Annotated in this window: 13 protein-coding genes and 6 pseudogenes; 8 read left to right on the forward strand and 11 right to left on the reverse strand. The window is 53.3% G+C overall.

Annotated elements, in window-relative coordinates; translation table 11 throughout:
* Window positions 1-506: 506 nt before the first annotated feature.
* The 5 genes and pseudogenes from ACR3E4_RS19050 to ACR3E4_RS19070 form a co-directional block, all read right to left on the reverse strand.
* Window positions 507-1,892 (reverse strand): annotated as a pseudogene (locus ACR3E4_RS19050) (IS1182 family transposase).
* A 205-nt stretch (window positions 1,893-2,097) separates the two neighbouring features.
* Window positions 2,098-2,550, reverse strand: a pseudogene (locus ACR3E4_RS19055) (IS6 family transposase); the annotation flags it as partial.
* Window positions 2,551-2,855: 305 nt separating this feature from the next.
* The gene (locus ACR3E4_RS19060; RefSeq protein WP_480530649.1) at window positions 2,856-3,755 is read right to left on the reverse strand and encodes a glycosyltransferase family 2 protein; all 900 of its coding nucleotides are present in this window, start codon (window positions 3,753-3,755) and stop codon (window positions 2,856-2,858) included.
* A complete protein-coding gene (locus tag ACR3E4_RS19065) occupies window positions 3,752-5,533 on the reverse strand; it encodes an ABC transporter ATP-binding protein (protein ID WP_480530651.1) in 1,782 nt (593 codons plus the stop codon). Before ACR3E4_RS19065 ends, ACR3E4_RS19060 begins: the two co-directional genes overlap by 4 nt.
* A gap of 177 nt (window positions 5,534-5,710) precedes the next feature.
* On the reverse strand, window positions 5,711-6,301 hold the full coding sequence (locus ACR3E4_RS19070; protein WP_480530653.1) for a DnaA N-terminal domain-containing protein: 591 nt from the start codon (window positions 6,299-6,301) through the stop codon (window positions 5,711-5,713).
* 481 nt (window positions 6,302-6,782) lie between these two features.
* On the opposite strand from ACR3E4_RS19070, the gene ACR3E4_RS19075 reads away from it, so the two are divergent.
* The 3 genes and pseudogenes from ACR3E4_RS19075 to ACR3E4_RS19085 all read left to right on the forward strand — a co-directional run bounded on the left by ACR3E4_RS19075 (window position 6,783) and on the right by ACR3E4_RS19085 (window position 10,906).
* Window positions 6,783-8,093 (forward strand): AAA family ATPase, encoded by a 1,311-nt coding sequence (locus ACR3E4_RS19075; protein WP_480530655.1) that lies wholly within the window; start codon window positions 6,783-6,785, stop codon window positions 8,091-8,093.
* Window positions 8,090-9,145: a ParB N-terminal domain-containing protein gene (locus ACR3E4_RS19080; protein ID WP_480530657.1), complete on the forward strand. Its 1,056-nt coding sequence runs from the start codon at window positions 8,090-8,092 to the stop codon at window positions 9,143-9,145. The genes ACR3E4_RS19075 and ACR3E4_RS19080 overlap by 4 nt, the downstream gene beginning before the upstream one ends.
* Before the next feature lie 1,070 nt (window positions 9,146-10,215).
* A pseudogene (locus ACR3E4_RS19085) lies at window positions 10,216-10,906 on the forward strand (IS6 family transposase).
* Window positions 10,907-10,996: 90 nt separating this feature from the next.
* Here the strand turns inward: ACR3E4_RS19085 and ACR3E4_RS19090 are convergent.
* Window positions 10,997-11,365, reverse strand: coding sequence for an EamA family transporter (locus tag ACR3E4_RS19090; protein ID WP_480530659.1), 369 nt, complete (start codon window positions 11,363-11,365; stop codon window positions 10,997-10,999).
* 339 nt (window positions 11,366-11,704) lie between these two features.
* Between ACR3E4_RS19090 and ACR3E4_RS19095 the strand changes: the two genes are divergently transcribed.
* Together ACR3E4_RS19095 and ACR3E4_RS19100 are read left to right on the forward strand one after the other, a co-directional pair.
* The gene (locus ACR3E4_RS19095) at window positions 11,705-13,420 is read left to right on the forward strand and encodes an ArnT family glycosyltransferase (RefSeq protein WP_480530661.1); all 1,716 of its coding nucleotides are present in this window, start codon (window positions 11,705-11,707) and stop codon (window positions 13,418-13,420) included.
* A gap of 89 nt (window positions 13,421-13,509) precedes the next feature.
* Window positions 13,510-13,620, forward strand: a pseudogene (locus tag ACR3E4_RS19100) (IS6 family transposase); the annotation flags it as partial.
* 37 nt (window positions 13,621-13,657) lie between these two features.
* Here ACR3E4_RS19100 and ACR3E4_RS19105 read toward each other — a convergent pair.
* From ACR3E4_RS19105 to ACR3E4_RS19120, 4 genes and pseudogenes are all read right to left on the reverse strand, one after another.
* A pseudogene (locus ACR3E4_RS19105) lies at window positions 13,658-13,753 on the reverse strand (IS6 family transposase); the annotation flags it as partial.
* A gap of 262 nt (window positions 13,754-14,015) precedes the next feature.
* Window positions 14,016-15,344 carry an ATP-binding protein gene (locus tag ACR3E4_RS19110; protein ID WP_480530663.1) on the reverse strand — a complete coding sequence of 443 codons (1,329 nt, stop codon included), beginning with the start codon at window positions 15,342-15,344 and terminating at the stop codon, window positions 14,016-14,018.
* Complete coding sequence (locus ACR3E4_RS19115) at window positions 15,344-16,003, reverse strand: response regulator transcription factor (RefSeq protein ID WP_480530665.1); 660 nt, start codon at window positions 16,001-16,003, stop codon at window positions 15,344-15,346. The genes ACR3E4_RS19110 and ACR3E4_RS19115 overlap by 1 nt, the downstream gene beginning before the upstream one ends.
* A gap of 38 nt (window positions 16,004-16,041) precedes the next feature.
* On the reverse strand, window positions 16,042-16,656 hold the full coding sequence (locus ACR3E4_RS19120) for a PepSY domain-containing protein (protein WP_480530667.1): 615 nt from the start codon (window positions 16,654-16,656) through the stop codon (window positions 16,042-16,044).
* Window positions 16,657-16,855: 199 nt separating this feature from the next.
* Here ACR3E4_RS19120 and ACR3E4_RS19125 point away from each other — a divergent pair, with 199 nt between their 5' ends.
* On the forward strand, window positions 16,856-17,923 hold the full coding sequence (locus ACR3E4_RS19125; RefSeq protein ID WP_480530669.1) for a hypothetical protein: 1,068 nt from the start codon (window positions 16,856-16,858) through the stop codon (window positions 17,921-17,923).
* A gap of 240 nt (window positions 17,924-18,163) precedes the next feature.
* Here the strand turns inward: ACR3E4_RS19125 and ACR3E4_RS19130 are convergent, their stop codons facing one another.
* The gene (locus tag ACR3E4_RS19130; RefSeq protein WP_480530671.1) at window positions 18,164-18,388 is read right to left on the reverse strand and encodes a hypothetical protein; all 225 of its coding nucleotides are present in this window, start codon (window positions 18,386-18,388) and stop codon (window positions 18,164-18,166) included.
* A gap of 181 nt (window positions 18,389-18,569) precedes the next feature.
* Between ACR3E4_RS19130 and ACR3E4_RS19135 the strand changes: the two are divergent.
* Window positions 18,570-18,860: pseudogene (locus tag ACR3E4_RS19135) on the forward strand (IS5/IS1182 family transposase); the annotation flags it as partial.
* Between the two features lie 83 nt (window positions 18,861-18,943).
* The gene (locus tag ACR3E4_RS19140; protein ID WP_480530673.1) at window positions 18,944-19,540 is read left to right on the forward strand and encodes a transposase; all 597 of its coding nucleotides are present in this window, start codon (window positions 18,944-18,946) and stop codon (window positions 19,538-19,540) included.
* Window positions 19,541-19,616: the final 76 nt, after the last annotated feature.

Consider the following 19,616-nt stretch of genomic DNA (forward strand, 5'->3'; position numbering starts at 1 on the left):
GAGCAATGGAATTTAGGCACTAGGCGACGCGTTTGGGCGGCCAAGGAACTTAGTCATTTGAAGCAGCTAAGTCTGAGTACTCGAGTGCTCAGAACGTCCGAACTTGTGGACGAATTCGACCGACGCTGTGTGGAAACCTATTTGGTTTTCGGCGTTAGAGATTTTCTGCTGGTTTCCTTTGGGGGTTTCGGTTTCTGAACCATTTTTGGGGCCTATTGCGCTGGAGCGGGGTGGAAATTGAGCTCTAATCAGCGTTTCCCGCCGCGCAATCTGAACGGTTCGCCCCGGATTAGGCCGGAATGGCGGTCAGAAGCCCACGTACCCCGATCAGGGTGATCATCCGTTTGATGTTATAGGCTGTCCGTCGTCGAATGACCGCTAAGCAAGAGTGCAAATGGCTTTTTCGCGCCGACAGCGAATGGTCGGTTCCCGCCCATTCTGTTGAAAAACAACGTGTTGCTGACGCAGAAAGTGATGCGCTGAACAGAGCGCGAGCACCTTTCTGGTCAGGCTTTGCGCGTTTGCTGCGGTGCAGGAATGATCTTGGCCAATTTGCGGAGGTTCTGGGCGGTGGCGGCGAGGAGGAATTCGTCATTGGCACCACATGGTCCGCGTAATCGGAGCCGTCCCAGACCGAGGATGCGTTTGAGGTGGGCAAAGAGCATCTCGACCTTCTTTCTGAGTTTCATCGAGATGTCGTATTGGCGGGTTTTGGCGATCTCGCGGGCAACCTGACGGGCATCTTCGTGTTCTTCCCGGGTGATTTTGCGTGCATCGGCGTTTGGGCAGCATTTGGCTTTGGATGGGCAGGCTCGGCAGACGTCTTTCAAGGCGCGGTAGCGGGCTGTACCCTTGCCAGTTGGCCCTCGGTTTGGGTCAGAATAGTTGCGTCGGAACTGCTTGAGTTCCTGGCCCTCAGGGCAAATGTACTGATCGTTTTTTGCATCCCACTCGAAATCCGCCCGCGTCCAGGTGCCATCGTTGCGCCCGGACTTGTCGAAGACCGGAATGTGCGGGGCGATGTTGCGATCGACCAACCAGCCCAGGAGCGGCCCGGTGCCATAGGCGGTGTCCGCGATCAGGCGCTCCGGATGTAGATCGAACTTCGCTTTCGCCCGGTCCAGTATCGTCTTGGTGGATCCGACCTCTGCTTGCCGGATTGAACTGGTGCCTTCCACGTCGACTATCACCCCATGGTCGGTGTCGATCAGGTAGTTGTCGGAGTAACTGAAGAAAGCAGGGCTTTTGCGGGCTGCCGTCCATTGGCTGGCGGGATCAGAATGCGAGGTGAACTTGGGCTGCACTTCGCTCGCAGCTCCGAAAGCCGCCTCATCCAGGGTGTCGAGATATTCGCGGACCGCGCGAGGCGCATCTTCTGGATCGATGGTTGACGCATCCCATTCTTCCTTTGGCGTTGAGTTTTGTTTGTTTGCATCGGCTTCGATCAAGCTGGCATCGATTGCCATGCGCTGACCGCTGACCAGACCTTCTTCGATGCACCGCGCGACAGTCGTCTCGAAAAGGTGACGCAGCAGTTCGCTCTCGCGGAAGCGTCCATGCCGGTTCTTGGAGAACGTCGAGTGATCCGGGATACGGTCATTCAGATCAAGGCGGCAAAACCATCGATATGCCAGGTTTAAATGCACCTCTTAGCACAGCCGTCGCTCAGAGCGGATGCCGAAGCAATAGCCGACCAGCAGCATACGGATCAGCAGCTCAGGATCGACCGATGGACGACCGGTGTGGCTGTAGAAATCCGCGAGATGCACTCGAATGCTGCTCAAATCAACAAAGCGATCAATCGACCGAAGTAAGTGATCCTGGGGAACGTGGTTCTCCAATGAGAACTCATAGAACAGCGACGATTGCGCTTCCTGCCTCGTTCCCAACATCGCTCAATCCTCCCACCCATTGAAAGAATTGAATCAGCAGTTCATGCACCGATCAAGGAAGAGTTTTTCAACAAAATATGCCATTGGCACCGGAATCTTCCATTTATCCCGGGTATTCCGATGGGTTTCCGCGTGGCGCTGTGTTTTTAATAATGTGATATTTTCAGCGCTATAGACGCTTTAAAGATGTACTTTTCAAAGAGATCCTCTTCAACATCTTGTTGATGGCCTTGATGCCGGCGGTGTTGGCACCGCTCTTGTCGATTACAATCTTCATCGGCAATCCATTGACCTCCAACATCCTGGCGAAGAACTTGGTGGCAGCTGGTTTGTTTCGGCGTCGTGAATGCATGAAATCAAGGGTCTTGCCGTTCTTGTCGACAGCTCGATAGAGGTAAACCCACGCACCTTTAACTTTGATGTAAGTTTCGTCCATTCTCCAGGAACGATTACATGGCCATTTGCGGCGACGTGCTGCCTCAGCGATTGCACCAGAATAGCGTGTTACCCATCGGTTCAGCGTGGTGTGGTCCACTGAAACACCGCGCTCGGCCATGATTTCTTCCAGATCCCGGTATGACACACCGTACCGGACATAGAAAAACACCGCGAACAGGATCACATCCTTCGGATATTGCGCGCCTTTGAAGGAAATCATGAACTGACTTTCGACTGATTTTACCGAAAGTCATTCACCCGCAGCATCTGACCTCGTCAACAGCCAAAAGTTTGCAACAGATCCCCATTTCTACAGTTCGCAGAGCTGGCAGCCTAACCCATCGGCTCAAAACTAGGTTTCCGAACAACCGCAAACTTTGCAACGGAACCGGTCAGATGTATTTTTTCGAACTTCGGTAAACTGCGCAACAGAACCAAACAAAACCGTATTCGCGTTCGATGAATGCCAGCTAATAATCATAATTTCAACAAAATGCACACTACCCACAAAGGCTAGAATTCGGGCTATCTCCGCTGATCCGGCCTCCGAAACCACAACAAACGCACCGTCTCGGTGATTTTCACGACGCGCAGTACATAATGAACTCCCCATACACCAAAGCTCTGCGCAGTCGTCAGTTCGCTTTTCCTGAGCAGAGTTCGCAGCGTCTTGAATGACGGAACAAGTTTATGGATGGGCGGAATGTAATTGACGAAACCCCGCTTGGAGTTCCGACGCAATCGGGCGCCTTCGATGCGGCGGGCCTTGGTAATGTGTTCGCCAAGACTGTGGCGTGCGGGGTGGCGCACAATGGCGTCTGAGGCGAACAGGATGGGCTCACCCGCGGCCCGGGCCCGGTCGTTCCACTCCATATCACCGCCCGACAGAACCGTGTCATTAAAGCGCCCAACCCGATCCATGACCCAGCGGCGTACGAACAGGTTGGCGGTCACCGCCCTGCCCCGTTCAACCCATTTCTGTTGCTCAAGGCCAAGGTGCACATCATAGAGCTCGGCTATCGTCCAGTCCTGGCCGTTCGGGATCAGTTCGACGTTGCCACCAAATCGACCGATCTCGGGGTGATCGTCGGCGAATTTCAACCCGGCCTCTACGTAACGGGGATCGGGCTGACAATCAGAATCCGTGAAAAACAGCAAATCCGCGGCAGCCTCTTCAATTCCGCAGTTTCTTGCGGCGTATGAACCGGGTTTGGCCTCTCTGAGGATGCGGGCATTCGCAGGCAGTCGAAATCCCTTTGGTACCGGGTCTTTGGGGTCGTTGTTCACGGCGAGAATTTCAAACCGGTCAGAATCGATTGTCTGGGTGGCCAGACAATCAAGACATAGCTGCAACTGATCCCAGCTTTGGTAGGTTGGAATGATGACGGACGCGACCAGAGGCTTGCTGTCAGACCCTGCGCTCATTCCACTTTGACCGCGTTGGAATACTGATGGTCATAGAGCGTTTTGAACGGCCCATCATGCTCCAGCAACTGCTCTGCACTGCCTTGCTCCAGAACCTCGCCGCCTTCGATAACAACAATCTTGTCCGCGTGCATGATTGTGGACAAGCGGTGCGCCACGATGATTGTGGTGCGCCCTTTCGTCAGTCGATGCAGAGCTTCCTGGACCAAATGTTCGGACTGCGAATCCAGCGCGCTGGTGGGTTCATCAAGCAACAGAATCGGGCTGTCGCGCAGCAGTGCACGCGCGATTGCGAGGCGCTGTTTCTGCCCACCTGACAAGAAGGCTCCGTTTTCGCCCACCATGGTGTCAAACCCGTCTTCAAGGGCCATAATAAAGTCATAAGCATTAGCCGCTTTGGCAGCTTCGATCACGTCATTCTGCGAGGCGCCTTCACGACCAAAGCGGATATTGTCGGCAATAGAAGCCGAAAACAAAAAGGTTTCCTGACCCACGAAGGACATATTTTTGCGCAGCGTTTCGAACGAGGCGAATTTGATGTCCTGCCCGTCAATCGACACCGAACCTTTGATCGGATCATAAAGCCTGAGCGCGAGGTTCAGAATGGTCGATTTACCGCCCCCGGAAAGGCCGACAAGCGCCGTAGTTTGCCCGGCCTCAAAGGTCAGTGAGAGCTTTTTGAGAATGGGGTCCCGCTTGCGATAGCCGAAGGTGACGTTGTTGAATACAACCTTCCTTGGCCCTTCGGGCAGGGTCTTTGGATCTGCCTGTTCAGGCAGCGTTTCCGGCTGATCCAGCAACGTAAACAGCATCTTCACGCGCCGCAGCCCGATTTCCATTTTGACCCGAACTTTGGACAACCGTTTGGCCGGCTCATAAGCCATCATCAAAGCTGTGACGAAGGACATCAACTCGCCCGGTGTCGAACCTGCGGACCCAAAGATGTTGGCCGCGCTCAGGCCAATGACGGAGGCGATCGCAAAACCCGCCAGAATGTCCATCAGCGGGCTGGTTGCGGCTTGCAGGCGCGCCAGCTTATTGCGCCGCTTTTCAACGCTTTTGACAGCCGTATACATCTGTCCGGCCATGCGCTCTTCCAGACCAAATGATTTGACCACCCGAATACCGGCCGAAGTCTCCTGAATCACCTTCATGATCGCGCCCATCGATTGCAGTTCCATATCTGCAATCTCGCGCACTTTGCGCAGAAGCGACCGAACACCCCAGATCGCAACAGGGCCAATAATCAGCGTAAACAGTGACAGAATCGGCTGTTGATAGAACATGACGAACAGCAGCCCGACCAATGTCAGGGTATCACGTACAGCAGTGGTAACCATGATCTCGATAACGGTCCGCGCCGCCTGCGCGGATTGCGTCACCTTCATCAGAAGGTCCGAGCTTTCTGTGAGATTGAAAAATGAAACGCCCTGCCGCAATAGCTTGTCATAGAGTCTGATCTGCTGTTGTGCCACGATACGGTTCCCTGCCCGCGTCAGAGCCACCACCTGCACATAGGTGGCCACCCCTTTGACGAGGAAAATCAAGAAGACCGCCATGGATACGCCAAATATCTTGCCGGCATTCTCGCTGTCGAACAGCGAATCCACCACATCGCGCATGATGAACGCAACCGCCGCCGTGGTACCCGCGACAAAGACCATCGCGATGATCGCAATGATATAGGGCACCATCTGCGCCCGCATATTCTCAGTCAACAATCTCCACAGAATCGAGTCTTCGGTGAATGCGGCGAATTTCGATTTGATCTTTAGCAATGCAAGCTTCCACAGTGATCAAAGAAGAGGCGGGGCATTGGGACCCGGCCCAAAAAACCATTGTCGCTAGATAGTCCTCCCTTCGCCCCTGAGCAACCCCGCATGCCCCTGCCCTATCCGTTGACGCGAATTCACAGCATCGCACCAAAATTCGCCTATGTGGGGTATGTGGACAGCTTAGCTGATAAAGTTCACCTTCTGGATGACACCAAATTCCAACTGAATAGCCCCAATCAATGGTCTCAGATGATGAGATTGTACATATTGCGCGATGAACTTGCTGGGGGCACGCAACGTGATTGTTTGCCCTTCAGTTTCAACAAGCTGCAGGTCGCGATACCAGCTTTTGAACAGCAATGCTTCTGAAAGAGACAATCGGTGCAGCACCCGATCCCAAGGCGAGGGCAGATTTTGTCCTTGATGTTCGGCTGTTGCCGGTTTTTCAGGACCAAAATTTACATGAACGACCTTTTCGACTGGTTTTGGCGCCTGCGATTCCATCCTCGAAGCAAAATCTGGACCCACATTCTTCCAGACAGGCTCGCTAAGACGATGAATTTCGGAATAGTTCAACCTGTAGGCAGCAACCCGCCCTCTCACACCCGGTCTAAGCTGCAGTAATACTTTTTTGTCGATGAGACGTTTGATCTCTCGCTTTACGGTGCGTTCGTTTACCGACCACAACCGTGCCATTTCCTTTTGTCCGACCGTCAACTCATCGGATCGCCAGTTGTACCGGGCAGTGATCAGCGCAATGAGACGCATCATCGAACACTGAAATCCGGGTGTCCCGTTTAGCCCTGCCACGGATATCGCAGTTAGAAGGTCGTACTTCTGCGACCCAGCATGAGGTCCTGTAAATCGCTTTATTTCCATCTCACCACTGCCACTGTGCCTCGTGTGGACCGGTTTCGTCGACCGATTCCATCAATTGAGTTCAGTGTGGCGAAATCCCGTAGTTTGTCAACGATCTTAGAAAAGCAGGATGAGATACACGTATTCAAAAATCAAAAGAAAAATCGGTTAATAGGATATAGGTGACAGGTATATGACACCCTATAGGGGGCGTTTTGTCACCATAAATCTGGTGAAGCGCGATTTCCTGTCACCTAAACCTTGTCGCTGACCTCAAATATCTCCCGTATTTCCTCGACCGATTTGGAAAAAGCGGAAAATCCAATCTTTAAGTTTTGCAGTTTCCGAAAATCGCGTTAAGAGAGGATATTCGATATATAACAAGAGCAGCATGATGCGTGACCATACCGACCTACAAGCAATGAACGAACGCAGCCTGGCTCAGCAGGCCGCCGTACGCCGGGCGACGTTCTCTCCTGCAGATGAGAAAGTGCTTCGACCCTTCTCGATATGGGAGATCAGCCAGTTCATGTTTGATGTCCCTGCAGACACATTAAGAAAGAAACTGGCCGATGATCCATCGCTACCACAAGGCGCGACCGAAGAAGACGGGCGGCAGAGATGGTTCTCGCTAGCTGAGATTAACGAATTGCGGCGTCGCCTGAGATTCAGAGGCAAAACTCTGTTGCCCCATCGGCCTGCAGGTCGGGCGATGAGAGTAGCGGTTTCAAACTTCAAGGGTGGCGTTGGCAAAACCGTGGTCGCACAGCACCTGGCGAACGCAGCTGCTCTTGACGGCTATCGGGTTCTGGTTGTCGATTTTGACCCTCAGGCGACGCTTACCCATTCCATGGGGCTGGCCGAGGTCAGAGAATGGAACACTGTATGGGGTATCATGTGTCGTGATCTTTGCCGCGAGGCCAACCGGATCGCGGAAGAATATGATGACCCTGCAGACTGCCCCTACCCCACTGCCGACGAATTGCCCGAAGATGTTCAGTCGATCGGTGCACAGCGCGTACAGGATTTCATTCAAAGAACATCTTGGTCGACGATCGATATCATTCCGAGCTGTGCGAACGCGGCCTTTGTCGAGTTTGCCTCGGCGCAGTACCGGTCAATTCACAAAGCGTGGAGCTTTTTTGGCTGTGTCGCACGATATCTCGACGAGCTGCCGGATGATCAGTACGACCTTATCATTTTCGACTGCCCCCCTGCAATCGGATACCAGTCTTTGAACGCAGCCTTTGCCGCGGATATTCTCTATATTCCTTCAGGCCCCGGGTATTGGGAGTATGACAGCACTACCAGCTATCTCGGTCAGCTGGGTGACGCGCTGGAAGATATCACCACCGGATTCGAGCGCATTGCTCAGGATGCAGGCATTACCTTGCCAAAACGGTTCGATGATATTCGCGTTCTTATGACCCGCTTTGAGGCAAGCAATTCACTGCACATTGCGATGATGGATGCGTTCAAGAACGTCTTCGGCGCGGATGTCTGCCAGAACGCGATTGAAATGACTCGTGCAGTTGAGCAGTCGGGCCGATTCCAGATGTCCGTTTACGAGCAAGACTACAGACAAATGACTCGGGATACCTGGAAGCGGGCGCGTCAATCATTCGACAATGCCTATGGCGAATTCAAAGAAGTCGTTCTGAGAGCCTGGGAGGCCCGGACGAAAGTTGAGGAGCGTGTAGAATGAGCGGGAATAAGTTTGGCTTCACTCCTATTGACGAAAGCGATCTGAAGAAATCCCGTCGCCGTGATGTCGGACCGATGGGCGCTGCGGTTCGGGAAACAGCTGACAGTCTGAACGAAAGCACTGAGAACCGCGTTGAGCAGCGGCGTCAGAATGCCTCGGACGCCAAGGAGTACCGGAAAGCACGCGATGAAGGCAGGGTTCTGGTTGCCGTCGGAATCAATGAAATCCATACATCCGACCTGCCCCGGGATCGTCTTGAACTCTCGGCTGTTGCCAGTTCGGATGAGATGGATGAGCTCAAGGCTTCGATTCAGGAGCGTGGGCAAAAGGAACCGATCGAGCTCTACAAGGATGAAAGCGGTCAGTTCCAGCTTAAGAAAGGTTGGCGCCGGCTTACCGCGCTGAAACAGCTGTTCGAAGAGACGGGCGATGAGCGCTTTGCCAAAGTGACGGCCAGAGTTGCGGAGGCCAAGGGTGACCGGATCGACCTTTACATCGACATGGTGGAGGAGAATGTCGTCCGGGAGGATCTGACCTTCGCTGAGATGGCCCAGGTGGCCATTCTAGCGACACAGGATTCGGAGCTAGGATTGGGCGATGCAGAGGCTCTGGTCGGTCGATTGTACGCGTCTTTGCACAAGATGAAGCGATCCTATATCCGCAGCTTTGTCTATTTGTTGAATGAACTGGATGGCGCGCTGCCTTACCCGAAAGCGATTTCAAGAAACCTGGGTGTTGATGTCGCGCGAAAGCTAAAAGCTTCACCGGGAACATTGGCCGGCCTGAGGGACGCAATGGGGCCGGTGTCTTCAGCTGATGAGCAAAATGCAGCTTTGAGCGCGTTTGTCCAGAACGCTGAAGCCGAAGCAGTTGTTCGCAAATCGGCTGAGAAGAGCGAGAGCGTCAAATATGAGTTCCATGTCGGCGCAACAAAGATCACTGCCCGAAAAGGGGAGTGCAGAATATTGTCCGGATTGGACTTCAGTTCGGTAGACAGAGCAAAGCTACAACGTGCAGTCGAGGCCTTTGAGGCTGTTCTAAATGAGCGGTAACCCGCGGGTTACATGTTCTCGATTTTTGGCAATAGGGCGGTAACCCGTGGGTTACCGCCCTAAATTATTGTCTGGAATATCCCGGCAGGCCGGCCACGGATCTTTCGGCAATTCCGATATCATCATAATATTTCTGTGCCTACGCGAGGAGTTTATGCAGGGATGGGGTCATGGCGGCTTGGATTGGCGCGTGGACTAGCGCAGCTTGCGTCAGAAAGCAGGATCGAAACCCGTGCTGCAAGGGGAAGGTTGCGGGAAGGCCCGCGAGTTAAAGACGGTGTTTCGACGATCCGATAGATTGCATGCGGACTAAGGCGCGTTTCAGTATATGATTGGCCTTTGACGTGGGGTGGAGGAGGGGGCCATCCTCTGTTTTCGTCCTCAATCTAATGTGTCAGCGTTTGAGCCGCGCGTCCGATGAACGCCAGGTTCGGGGTCTCGCTTTTGGTTTTGGCCTCCAACGGTGAGAGCCAGATTATACCTGTTTGTCGAATTCGCTCAGCGGCACGTTCTCGCGCCTCAGCGCGGTGATTTCCGAGCGCCGAGTGTCGCCGCTGGCCCGATCAACATCAGCAAAGCCCGAATGCGGAAATCGCGGCGTGGGCCACGGCAGGTGGCCAACAATAGCTCGAGTATGTCGCGGGGATCTGATGATTTGCCTACCGGGCAAACTTCCAAGCCTTGATGTAATGCAGGTCACGCTCATGTGCGCAAAGCGTGTTGGTGCGGGTGCTGTGAGTATAGAGATCAGTGAGTGTCTCCTGATCTACAGTGGAGAGGTCAGGGCAGGGCGGGGAAGTATGGCGCAAGGGGCTTCGTGAGAGGTATTCTGCGTGCAATTCCAGTTGAAGCCAATCAACCCGACAAGCACTATTTATCTAGTGTAATTGTGGTTTGTAGATGAGACTGTACTAATGTGCATAATGGTTAATTTTTGCGCATTTAATGACTTGAGGCTTATTTCACTAGAAGAATGGAGGGATGTTTCGCAAACTCTGGGGACTATTTGACGAGCTTACGAGATCTGAGGTTTGTACTCGTAGAATAGTTTTCGAACAGGTTACTTGAGCATGATCTCATTGAAGGGCTGCCATTTCCCCAAGGATGCGGTTTTGTACGCTGTGTACTTCGTACTTCTATCTGCGGTACCCGGTGTCCTATCGCGACCTTGAAGAGATCATGGCCGAACGCGGCGTGCAGGTGGACCACGCCACACTTAACAGATGGGTTGTGAAGTATTCACCGATGATCGCAGCAAGAGCGCAATCGAAGAAACGCTCAACGCTGAGCTCCTGGCGCATGGACGAGACCTATATTCGTGTTCGCGGCAAATGGATGTACCTCTATCGGGCCGTCGACAAGGCAGGAAACACCCTTGATTTCATGCTGTCCGAGCGCAGGAACCGTCCAGCAGTCGCTAGGTTCTTTGCCAAAGCGCTGTCTTCAAATGGAATCCCGAGCAAGATCGTCATCGACAAAAGTGGGGCCAACGCCGCGGGCATTCGAGAGGTGAACAAAATCCTTAATCGGTTTGGCAGCCCAGCCAAAATCCAAACGGTCAGGTCCAAGTATTTGAATAACCAGATCGAGCAGGATCATCGGTTTATCAAGCGTCGCGTGCGGCACATGTGCGGGTTCAAGTCGTTCAGATCCGCTTCGGCTACTCTGGACGGCATTGAGGTTGCGCACATGATCCGAAAGCAGCAATTCCCCAGCACGACGACATCCGGCTTTCGGCAATTTGCCGAGATCGCAGGATAGGTACGTCCAGTAAGGCGCTACTTTGGCCATTCTAAAAGTTTGCAACACATCCGTCTTAACTGCAATTTCGGTCAATCCGAAAACCACGTTTCAGGCAGATTGCGAAATCACGATCAGACCGGCGACGATCAGAAAAACGCCTGTGATGCGCCCGAACGAAACTGGTTCCCCAAGTATGAATACGCCGGAGGCCAGAACCATGACGAAACTCATCGCGACAAATGGGTAGGCCAGAGTCAAATCCATCCGGCGCAATGCAAATAACCAAAGGATGGTCCCAATGCCATACAGGGAAAGGCCGCCAATAACGTATGGCGAAAAGAGCATTGTCGCCGCTTTGTCAAAGAGAGATGTGTCCACGCCCATTTGAATCCGCCGCACTCCGTATTTGAATGAGGTCTGCGCCAGCGCCGATAGGGTGACACTTGTTAAAACAATCAGGAAATTCGTAACAGTCATTGCAGCATCCAGTTTGTATCAATCAGGCAAGTACCGAAAATGATGGCAACGACGATCGTGCCAATTCTACGCAGATGTGGGTGCATTGCATGTACCAGCCGCTGCATCACATATGCACGGAAAAAAAGAGATTTGCCCTGATCAAGGAATCGTAGAGCGTTGCGTCGCACACAAAAAACGGATCCCGGCGTCATGTTTCTGTTCCGAAAACAATTCCGCCGCCAATTGGCGGGTTATACATGGGGGGGATAGGCGGCACCTTCCGGAGGCCGGTTCGAGTTGATTTCATTTCAGAGAACATAGTAGCTTTCAAAAGGTAACCAGGATTCGACTTCTTTAATGTTAGATACCAAATTTGAGCAAAAATCTGTTCTAATTGTACTGAGCATATGTCTCTATCTGATTGCTCTGACTCTGCGGGCAAGCGGAGCGGATTATGGCTATTTCCACGGCGATGAACGCATTAACGATGCAGCGAAAGTTCTGACAGGTCAATTGATACCTGGTCAGCATTTTTATCCCCCGCTGATTAACTACCTGAATGCCGTGGCTTTTGGCGGGCTGTTCGCGTTTGGTCTTGGTACCGATATGTGGAGCAACCCGGGTGAATTTCGAGCGGCCTATTTTGAAGATCCGACGCCGTTTTATGTGACCGCGCGATATACGACCGCTATGATCAGCGCATTGATGGCGCCTCTTTTCTTTGCATTCGCGCGTCAACTGCAATTGAAACCGCTTGCGGCCGTGTGGGTTGGTCTGATGGGGGCACTATTCCCGCTGGGTGTTTTCATGGCGCATATCGCCAAGGGGGACAGCGCTCTGGCAGTTGTGATCGTTGCGGTCTTCTTTTGCCTTTGGAAACGGACCGAGACAATTCAACCTAGTCGCTGGGATTTTCTGACCGGGCTGAGTGTGACCTTGGCGGTCAGCTTCAAACAATCGGCCATTTTCGTACTTGGCCCTCTGGCTTTGGGATGGATGTTAATCCTGCTGCGGCGGGAAGGCCCGAAAGCATGTCTGGCATCGGCCCTTCGCGCGGGCGTTGTCATGTTGATCCTGTGGCCCATTCTGAACATCGGCATATTGTTGGACCTTGAAAACTTTTTGGATTACCAAAAAATTCAAACGGTGATGTCCGTTCAGGACGGCGAGGGCTTCGCCGTCGGGCTAATAACCCTAGCCGCCCGTTCGTTTGATTTATACTGGGGTCTGAACCCGGTTTTCACTTTGCTTGTTTTTCTGACGCCGCTGGGTTTGTTGGCGACCAAGACAATCGAATTTCCCAATCGTGATGTCCTTTGGGTGATCTGGGGATCACTGGCGATTGGTAGCCTTTTTACCGCTTACATCACGGGGTCAAGGCAGCCTGAACATCTCTGGATTGCCAATTTCGCCGGTTTCCTGCTGCTTGGTTGTCTGGTTCTGGGGGCGGCTGCCACGTCGGCGATGCGCGCAATGCGTCTGGCGGCTCTGGGTGCCGGTACGGTTGCGACGCTGCTATCTGTGATGGGCGCGTGGGGCCCCGTAAGTCAGGCGGTGGCGCGCCCTCTGACCGAGGAGCTGGATGAGTATCTGATCGGCAATTTCGGATCGAAACGAATCCTGACGTCTCAACCATTGGGGTTGCCGCAGCACGCGAATGCGCAGGATATGGAATTGCAACGGCTGGAACGGCTGGCTAAGAAATACGATGTTGACCTTCCGGAAATGGCCCCGGAAAGCCTGATGCGGAACAACGATGCGGATGCGATCTATTACGTCAATGCGCCAAGTACGATGTACGGGCTGGAGGATGTTGACGAGGACGACATCAATTACGAGGTCAAGGCCCACAGTTGGCCGCTTCAGAAAGAGGAATGGCAGCTCGAATATTGGAAGGATCTAGGCTTTACGATCTTTGTGATTCGGGATCTGGACTATCTTCTGGCGGATGTTCCCTTTGATTTGTTGCGGGATTATTACCACTCCGTCGCCGAGCAATGCAGCGTTCTAAAAACATTTGAATCCAGAAAGCCGCTTTATCTGGAACGACCTGTCACGGTATTGCAATGCTAAATCCGGGGTCTTTTGAGTGGCTTTGTCGCAATTTTTTAGCTAGGAGGTCTTCGTGTTAATGGCGTCTCGGATTTTGATCGAGGTAGACAGTGACAATTTCGTTCAAAGGCGCTCATTTTCCAAGGGACGTGATATTATACGTAGTGTTCTTCTATCTTCGTTACGGTTCTGTTGCGCAGTTTCCGAAGTTCGAGGAAATACATCTGACCTGCTTTGTTATGCGAGTAGTTCTCTGACTTCAAGGTCACGGTACGACACGCCGTATCGAAAGTAGAAGAACACAGCAAAGAGGATCACATCCTTGGGATATTGTGCGCCTTTAAAGGAGATCATGAGCTGGCTTTCGACTATTTGGGACCGAAAGCCATCCACGCGCTAAACCCAAGCGCGTCAACAGCCAAATCTTTGCAACAGAGCCTCGGGAGAGCGCTCGGTGCATGTAGATTGTCGGGCACGACCGAGCTGGAGTGGAGGTAATCCAACTTCTGGCCTAGCATAATTTCCGTTCTCACTGGCGTTCCAACTGCGTTGAAGATGAGGTGATCTTTGTCGTGAATCCACCACGCACTGAGACTAAACACCTAATACACTGTGTCTATCCCGAGATTAGTATCTGACAGACCAAACCGCCAAGGCTCGCGGATGTTTCCAATTTCAACTTGCTGCCATAAGCGTTCAACAGGTCAACGGATATGGCCAGACCCAAACCGGTGCCGCTGACAGAGGTGTCCAGCCGGCCTCCGGAGCGAAGCACCCCTTCGCGTGCGTCTTCCGGAATCCCTGGCCCGTCATCCTCAACGCAAATTTCAATACCGTTCTCAATACGTTTTGCAGTGATATGGATTGTTGTTCGACTCCATATGAGCGCATTGTCGAGGAGGTTTCCAATTACCTCCTCGATGTCCTGAGTGTCCATTCGAACCTGAAGGCCGACTTCGCAATCAGTCAAAAGTGATTTCCCTTCGCGTTCTGCCATTATCGAAAACAGTCTGGATAACCTGGCGATTGAATTTGAAAGATCGGTTCGTGAATACGTGAGTTCGGCGGTGTTCGACGCACGCATTCGCGCCAGCGAACGCTTCAGTTGAGCATCAATCCTGTTCAACGCGTCATCTGCAGGTTCAGTATCTGCGCCCGTGTGCGACAAAGCTGCCAACTCGTTACGAAGGATTGCTGTCGGAGTTTTGAGCGCATGCGCCAAATCAGCCGCTTGACGCCGAGAACTAGACACAATTTCGCGGTTTCTGTGCAGTAACTGGTTGAGGTCCTCAACAAGCGGCGAAACCTCCTCGGGATAGTCTTCGGGGTTCAGGTCATCTCCCTTGTCCCAGCGATGCGCCACATCCGAGCGTAGTTTCCTGAGAGGGCCGACAATGGTTGACATCAAAAGCAGCGAGCCGGCAACCCCGATCAAGCCGACCAGCCCAAAAACCGGAAGCAAGCTGCTCTGGGCAGCCCGGCGTTCGCTGATCAGCTCAAGTCTGCTTTCAGCGACCGTCACGCCCCATTCGGTTCGGTCTTCGAAGGTGATCTTCTGATAGACACCGCGAACGGCCTCATTGTCCGGGCCGGACGTGTTCCAGACGATTGCCTCCTGCCTCACACGCTCAGGTTCGGAAATTGTTTCATCAAAGAGCGAGGCAGACGTATACGTGGCTCCGCTTCTGTCTGTCACTTGCCAGTATCTGCCCGAAAACGGTGTTCCATAGGCCGGGTCGAACATGAGACCATGCAGAGCCTCTGGGTCATCCGTAGTCGCACTCAACCCGACAACAAGTTGGGTGTGCCTGTCGCGCAGTGTCTGGTCAAACTGCTCCAGAACACGGGTGTTGATGTACGAAAACACAACCAATGTTCCGACACCAACCGACAGCGCGGCGGACGCCAGCCCGCCAAGTAAGGCACGTTGGCGCAGCGACAGCATCAGGTTGTATCGATCATATAGCCGCGCCCTCTGATCGTTGTGATGAGATCCGGGCCAAGTTTCTTGCGTAACCGGGTTATGAAGACAGCAATGGTGTTCGAGTCCCTGTCACCGTCATATTCATAGATATGTTCTGACAACTCAGTGCGCGACACCATGCGCCCGATATTATGCGCGAGGTAGGTCAGGACGGCAATTTCCTGTGCCGTCAGGTCTACCGGAATTCCGCCCACGCTGACACGACCGTTCCGCGTATCCAGAGAGACCTTTCCCATTTCGATCACAGGGTTCAACTGACCGCTTTGTCTGCGCAGGATCGCCCGGACGCGCGCAGCCAATTCCGGCATGTGAAACGGCTTTGTCATGTAATCATCCGCGCCGGCATCAAGCCCATCAACGCGCTCGCTCCATCCGTCCCGGGCTGTCAGGATCAGGACTGGTGTTTTGAGCCCCGAACTGCGCCATTCACGCAAGACAGAAATGCCATCACGTTCGGGCAAGCCAATGTCGAGGATGATCATGTCGTAGGGCTCGGTTGCACCCAGATGAAGGGCGTCCGTTCCATTGGCGGCCACATCAACAACGCGACCTTCTGCGGTCAGCAGTTTTTTGATTTGCTCACTGAGCTGCGGTTCATCTTCGGCAAGAAGTACTCTCATAATCGGAAACTACAGGCACAACGCTGTCGATTTAAGCCCTAATTTTTACCGTTGCCTTTTCCGTTCCCACCGGAATTACCGCCGCTGTTGCCGCCTCCGCCACTGTTGCCGCCACCACTGTTGCCACCACCGCTATTGCCGCCGCCACTGTTGCCGCCACCGCTGTTGCCACCACCGCTATTGCCGCCGCCGCTATTGCCGCCACCACCACTGTTACCGCCGCCGCTATTACCACCTTTGTTTCCGCTGTTTCCGCGGTTCGCCGAGACTTTGCCGCTATTGCTCTTACGATCACTTTTGGCTTTGGCCGAACTGGATTGCGCGGCTTCCGATATCTGACGCCCGATACTGGACCTGTTGGAGACAACTGCGCCCGTTTTCGCATTCACGATGACACTGACGATCTTTCCGCCGGGCTTTTTGACCAAAATGCGATAATAGATCCCGTCGGCCTGAAAAGCGCGCGCATCGATCGGGGTGCCGCCATAGGCATTCTGCACACCTTTTATTACACGCGTAAGCCGGATGGCGTTTCCGGAAAGGGTCGCGTTGCGAAGCTCGCCTTGCTTGAGTTCGCGCGCGTTTGCGGCTGCCTCTCCACCGGAGAACGCAGTCAGCAAACCTGCAACCAACACGAACACCTTCAAACGCATTCAAACCTCATACATCTCGCGCAACATTACTGTGCGGGACGTGAACCGATGATGAACAGGCAGTTAGCGCTGCGTTCAAGAGACCTCAAGTTAAATGGTCAAAACAGACCGCGATTCGCGCACGCTTCAGGCGCGCAAAGCAAAGTGCGTCTGTCGAATGTACTGGAAACCGCATAGCTGCGCGCTGAAGGAGCTAGTTATGAAAAGAACCACTTATGGGCTGCTGAAGGCCTCAACACTTGCGATTGCCCTGCTGGGATCCGCTGCAGTTATCGCGACAGTCGCGGCACCTGACTTTGCTCATGCGAAGGAAGGAAAAGGAAACGGCGGCGGAAACGGTGGCGGAAACGGCAAAGGTGGAGACGGCGGCGGAAAAGGTGCCTCGGGCAATGGCGGCGGCAAAGGTGTCGACAAAGGCCGTAGCGGTTCGAAGGCTGGAAAATCGACCTCTCGCAGTGGCAAGTCCAAATCCGAGCGGGCCGGGTCGAAAAAGGGCGGTGGCTTCTCACTGAAGGACCTGTTCCGCGGTAAAAACAAATCCGGAACGACTGCATCTACCAAGAAAAGCACCACCACAAAGGTTAGCAAACAAAAGACCAAAACTTACAAAGCGCCATCGAAGACTGCGGTTGTTGAGGATTCTGTTCATCCATCCAACCATAAAAAGGGCGACCGGATAGCTGATCTGCTTGGCGCCCATCCATCTGAACTGGGCGCTCTGAATGCGGCCAACGCAAGCGCAACCGCGCTGGCCAATGCCGCCCCCAATTCACGCGTCGGCCGGATTGCCGCCTATCGCGATACGGTGCTCGAAGGGGATGCCCTACGCGAGGAACTTGCAGAACAGCTGGCGGAACTCGAAGGTCTGGAGCCTCCGGAACGGTCTGTTGCTGAGATCGAGGATGATCTGGCAGCAACACTCGATGATGTTCAGAGCAACCAGGAACGCGTCGAAGAGCTTGAACAGGAACTGGAAGATGCCGGTGGAGCCGATCCCGAGATCGAGGAACAGCTTGATGAAGCCCGCACGGACCTCGAAAACTCGGTCCAGGATGCGCAGGATTTGACCGATGAACGGCAGGCAGCCCTGGACTACCAGGAAACTGTGGATGAAACGCAGGAGCTGGCCGAGCGTGTTGAACAACAGGAACTGACCGAGCGGGAGGCACTGGAAGCTGCCGCGAACAAGCCCGTCACGGATGCTGTCGAGGCTGAGGTCAAATCGCTCCTGGGCTTGTCACCAGAGGACACCGATACGTCAGGTTAATTCCGTACAGTACTGAGTGCTCACGGAAGTACTGTAAACCGGGCCAGCCAATTGCTTTATTGAGAGCAGATTGGCTGGCCCATCTTATTTCGACACCCGGCTGATCCGACTCGGTGCTTTGATCCCATTCCGACATCGGACAAAACAGAAATCCCGCCCCAGGATGGAGCGGGATTCAGTTTTCAATTCCAATATCCAGGACAAATACCGGGAATTGTGTGGGGGTCTGCTGAACTACCTTCAGACGTTATTGTGTGCCTCAGAGAGTCGCTCGTTTTTGATGATCTCAGACAGTGTATTTTCGATAGGAGGGAAGCGACCGGTGCTCGATTTGGCCGTGGAAAACAAACGTTCGCCGGCGATTCCGCCAGAGGTTTGCATCACAGCTGTAGTGCTGGAGTCTTCAGTCATAAAGGCAGACTTCATCATGCTTTTCCCCTTGTTTGCAATCAAACGGATGATCATTCGTTCGATCCAACAAAAGCACTATGCCCCAACCCGGTTGAACACATTGAGAATACATTGTTCACGTTCAGTTAATGTTGTTCCCGAATTAAAGACAAAAGAACACGTGAGTGACTAGGCTCAGTATACATCGATTTTTGCTGTGCTGAGTGATTCTCTGCTCCCGGAACAGAGTGATGGCATGAGCGACCTTTATTGGTTGGCGGATAATCAAATGGCTAGGCTTACCCCTTTCCTCCCTAAGTTTCATATTAAGTCTCGGCTTGATGACAAGCGGGTGTTTAGCGGTGTTATTTTCTTTAACCGTAATGGGTTGTGCTGACGAGATGCCCTTGAGATCTGCCAGCCGTACAGGACGCTCTACAACTGGTGGAAGCACTGAAGCGAGAAAGGCTTTACCGCACCGATGATGGCGGGACTCGCCACCGAGCACGGCGGAAAGAAATTGATAGTGATTGATGCGGCCTATCTGTAGGCGGAGCTTTGGCCCCGCCTTCTGTTTTGGTTTGTGATTTGAGACTCCAGCCTGAGTGATAGTTTTCAGGGAGTTTCTCAATGGAGCACTCAACGTCGTTTCTCAATGAATTTGATGTACTGGTCGGACGGCGGGGCCATCGACGCTGGCCTCGTGATCTGAAGGCATGGATTGTCGCGGAAACGTTTGTAGATGGCGCGACGGTGAGCGACGAAGCACGGCGGTATGATATGCGGCCGAACCATTTGTCGGCGTGGCGGCGCGAGGCGAAGGACGAATGTATCTGGGGCGGGGTCGATTTCGGCTTTGGCCACACTTCGGTTCTGGACATGCCGCCAGATGGTCAGCCCGCCAGCTCGCATTTCGACGGCATCTCGACCAAGGCCAGCATCTGGCTGGATGATGAACTGATCGTGGAAAACGGGGTCTTTGTGCACCCCGACATCAAGGAAGACGCTGCACAACTGCTGGCAGGATATCAGAAAGTCGTCAGCGGCCGAACCTATCGACTCGTCACGGTGCCGGCTATCCTGGCATCGTCTATTCCGCGACCCAAAATTGAAGAACCGCCATACGACGTTACCTATTTACAACCATTTAATAGGCTCTTCTTGCAGACCAAGGTCATGCCGATGATGTGTCGCAACTTTTTCGAGCCAGAAAAAGCCCGTGCATAGACGCACCTATCCTGCGAGGTCGGCAAAAAGTCGAGATCCGGAAGTCATCGTGCCGACGAATTGCTTCTTGCGGATC

This window comes from Ruegeria sp. AP11, assembly GCF_056535865.1.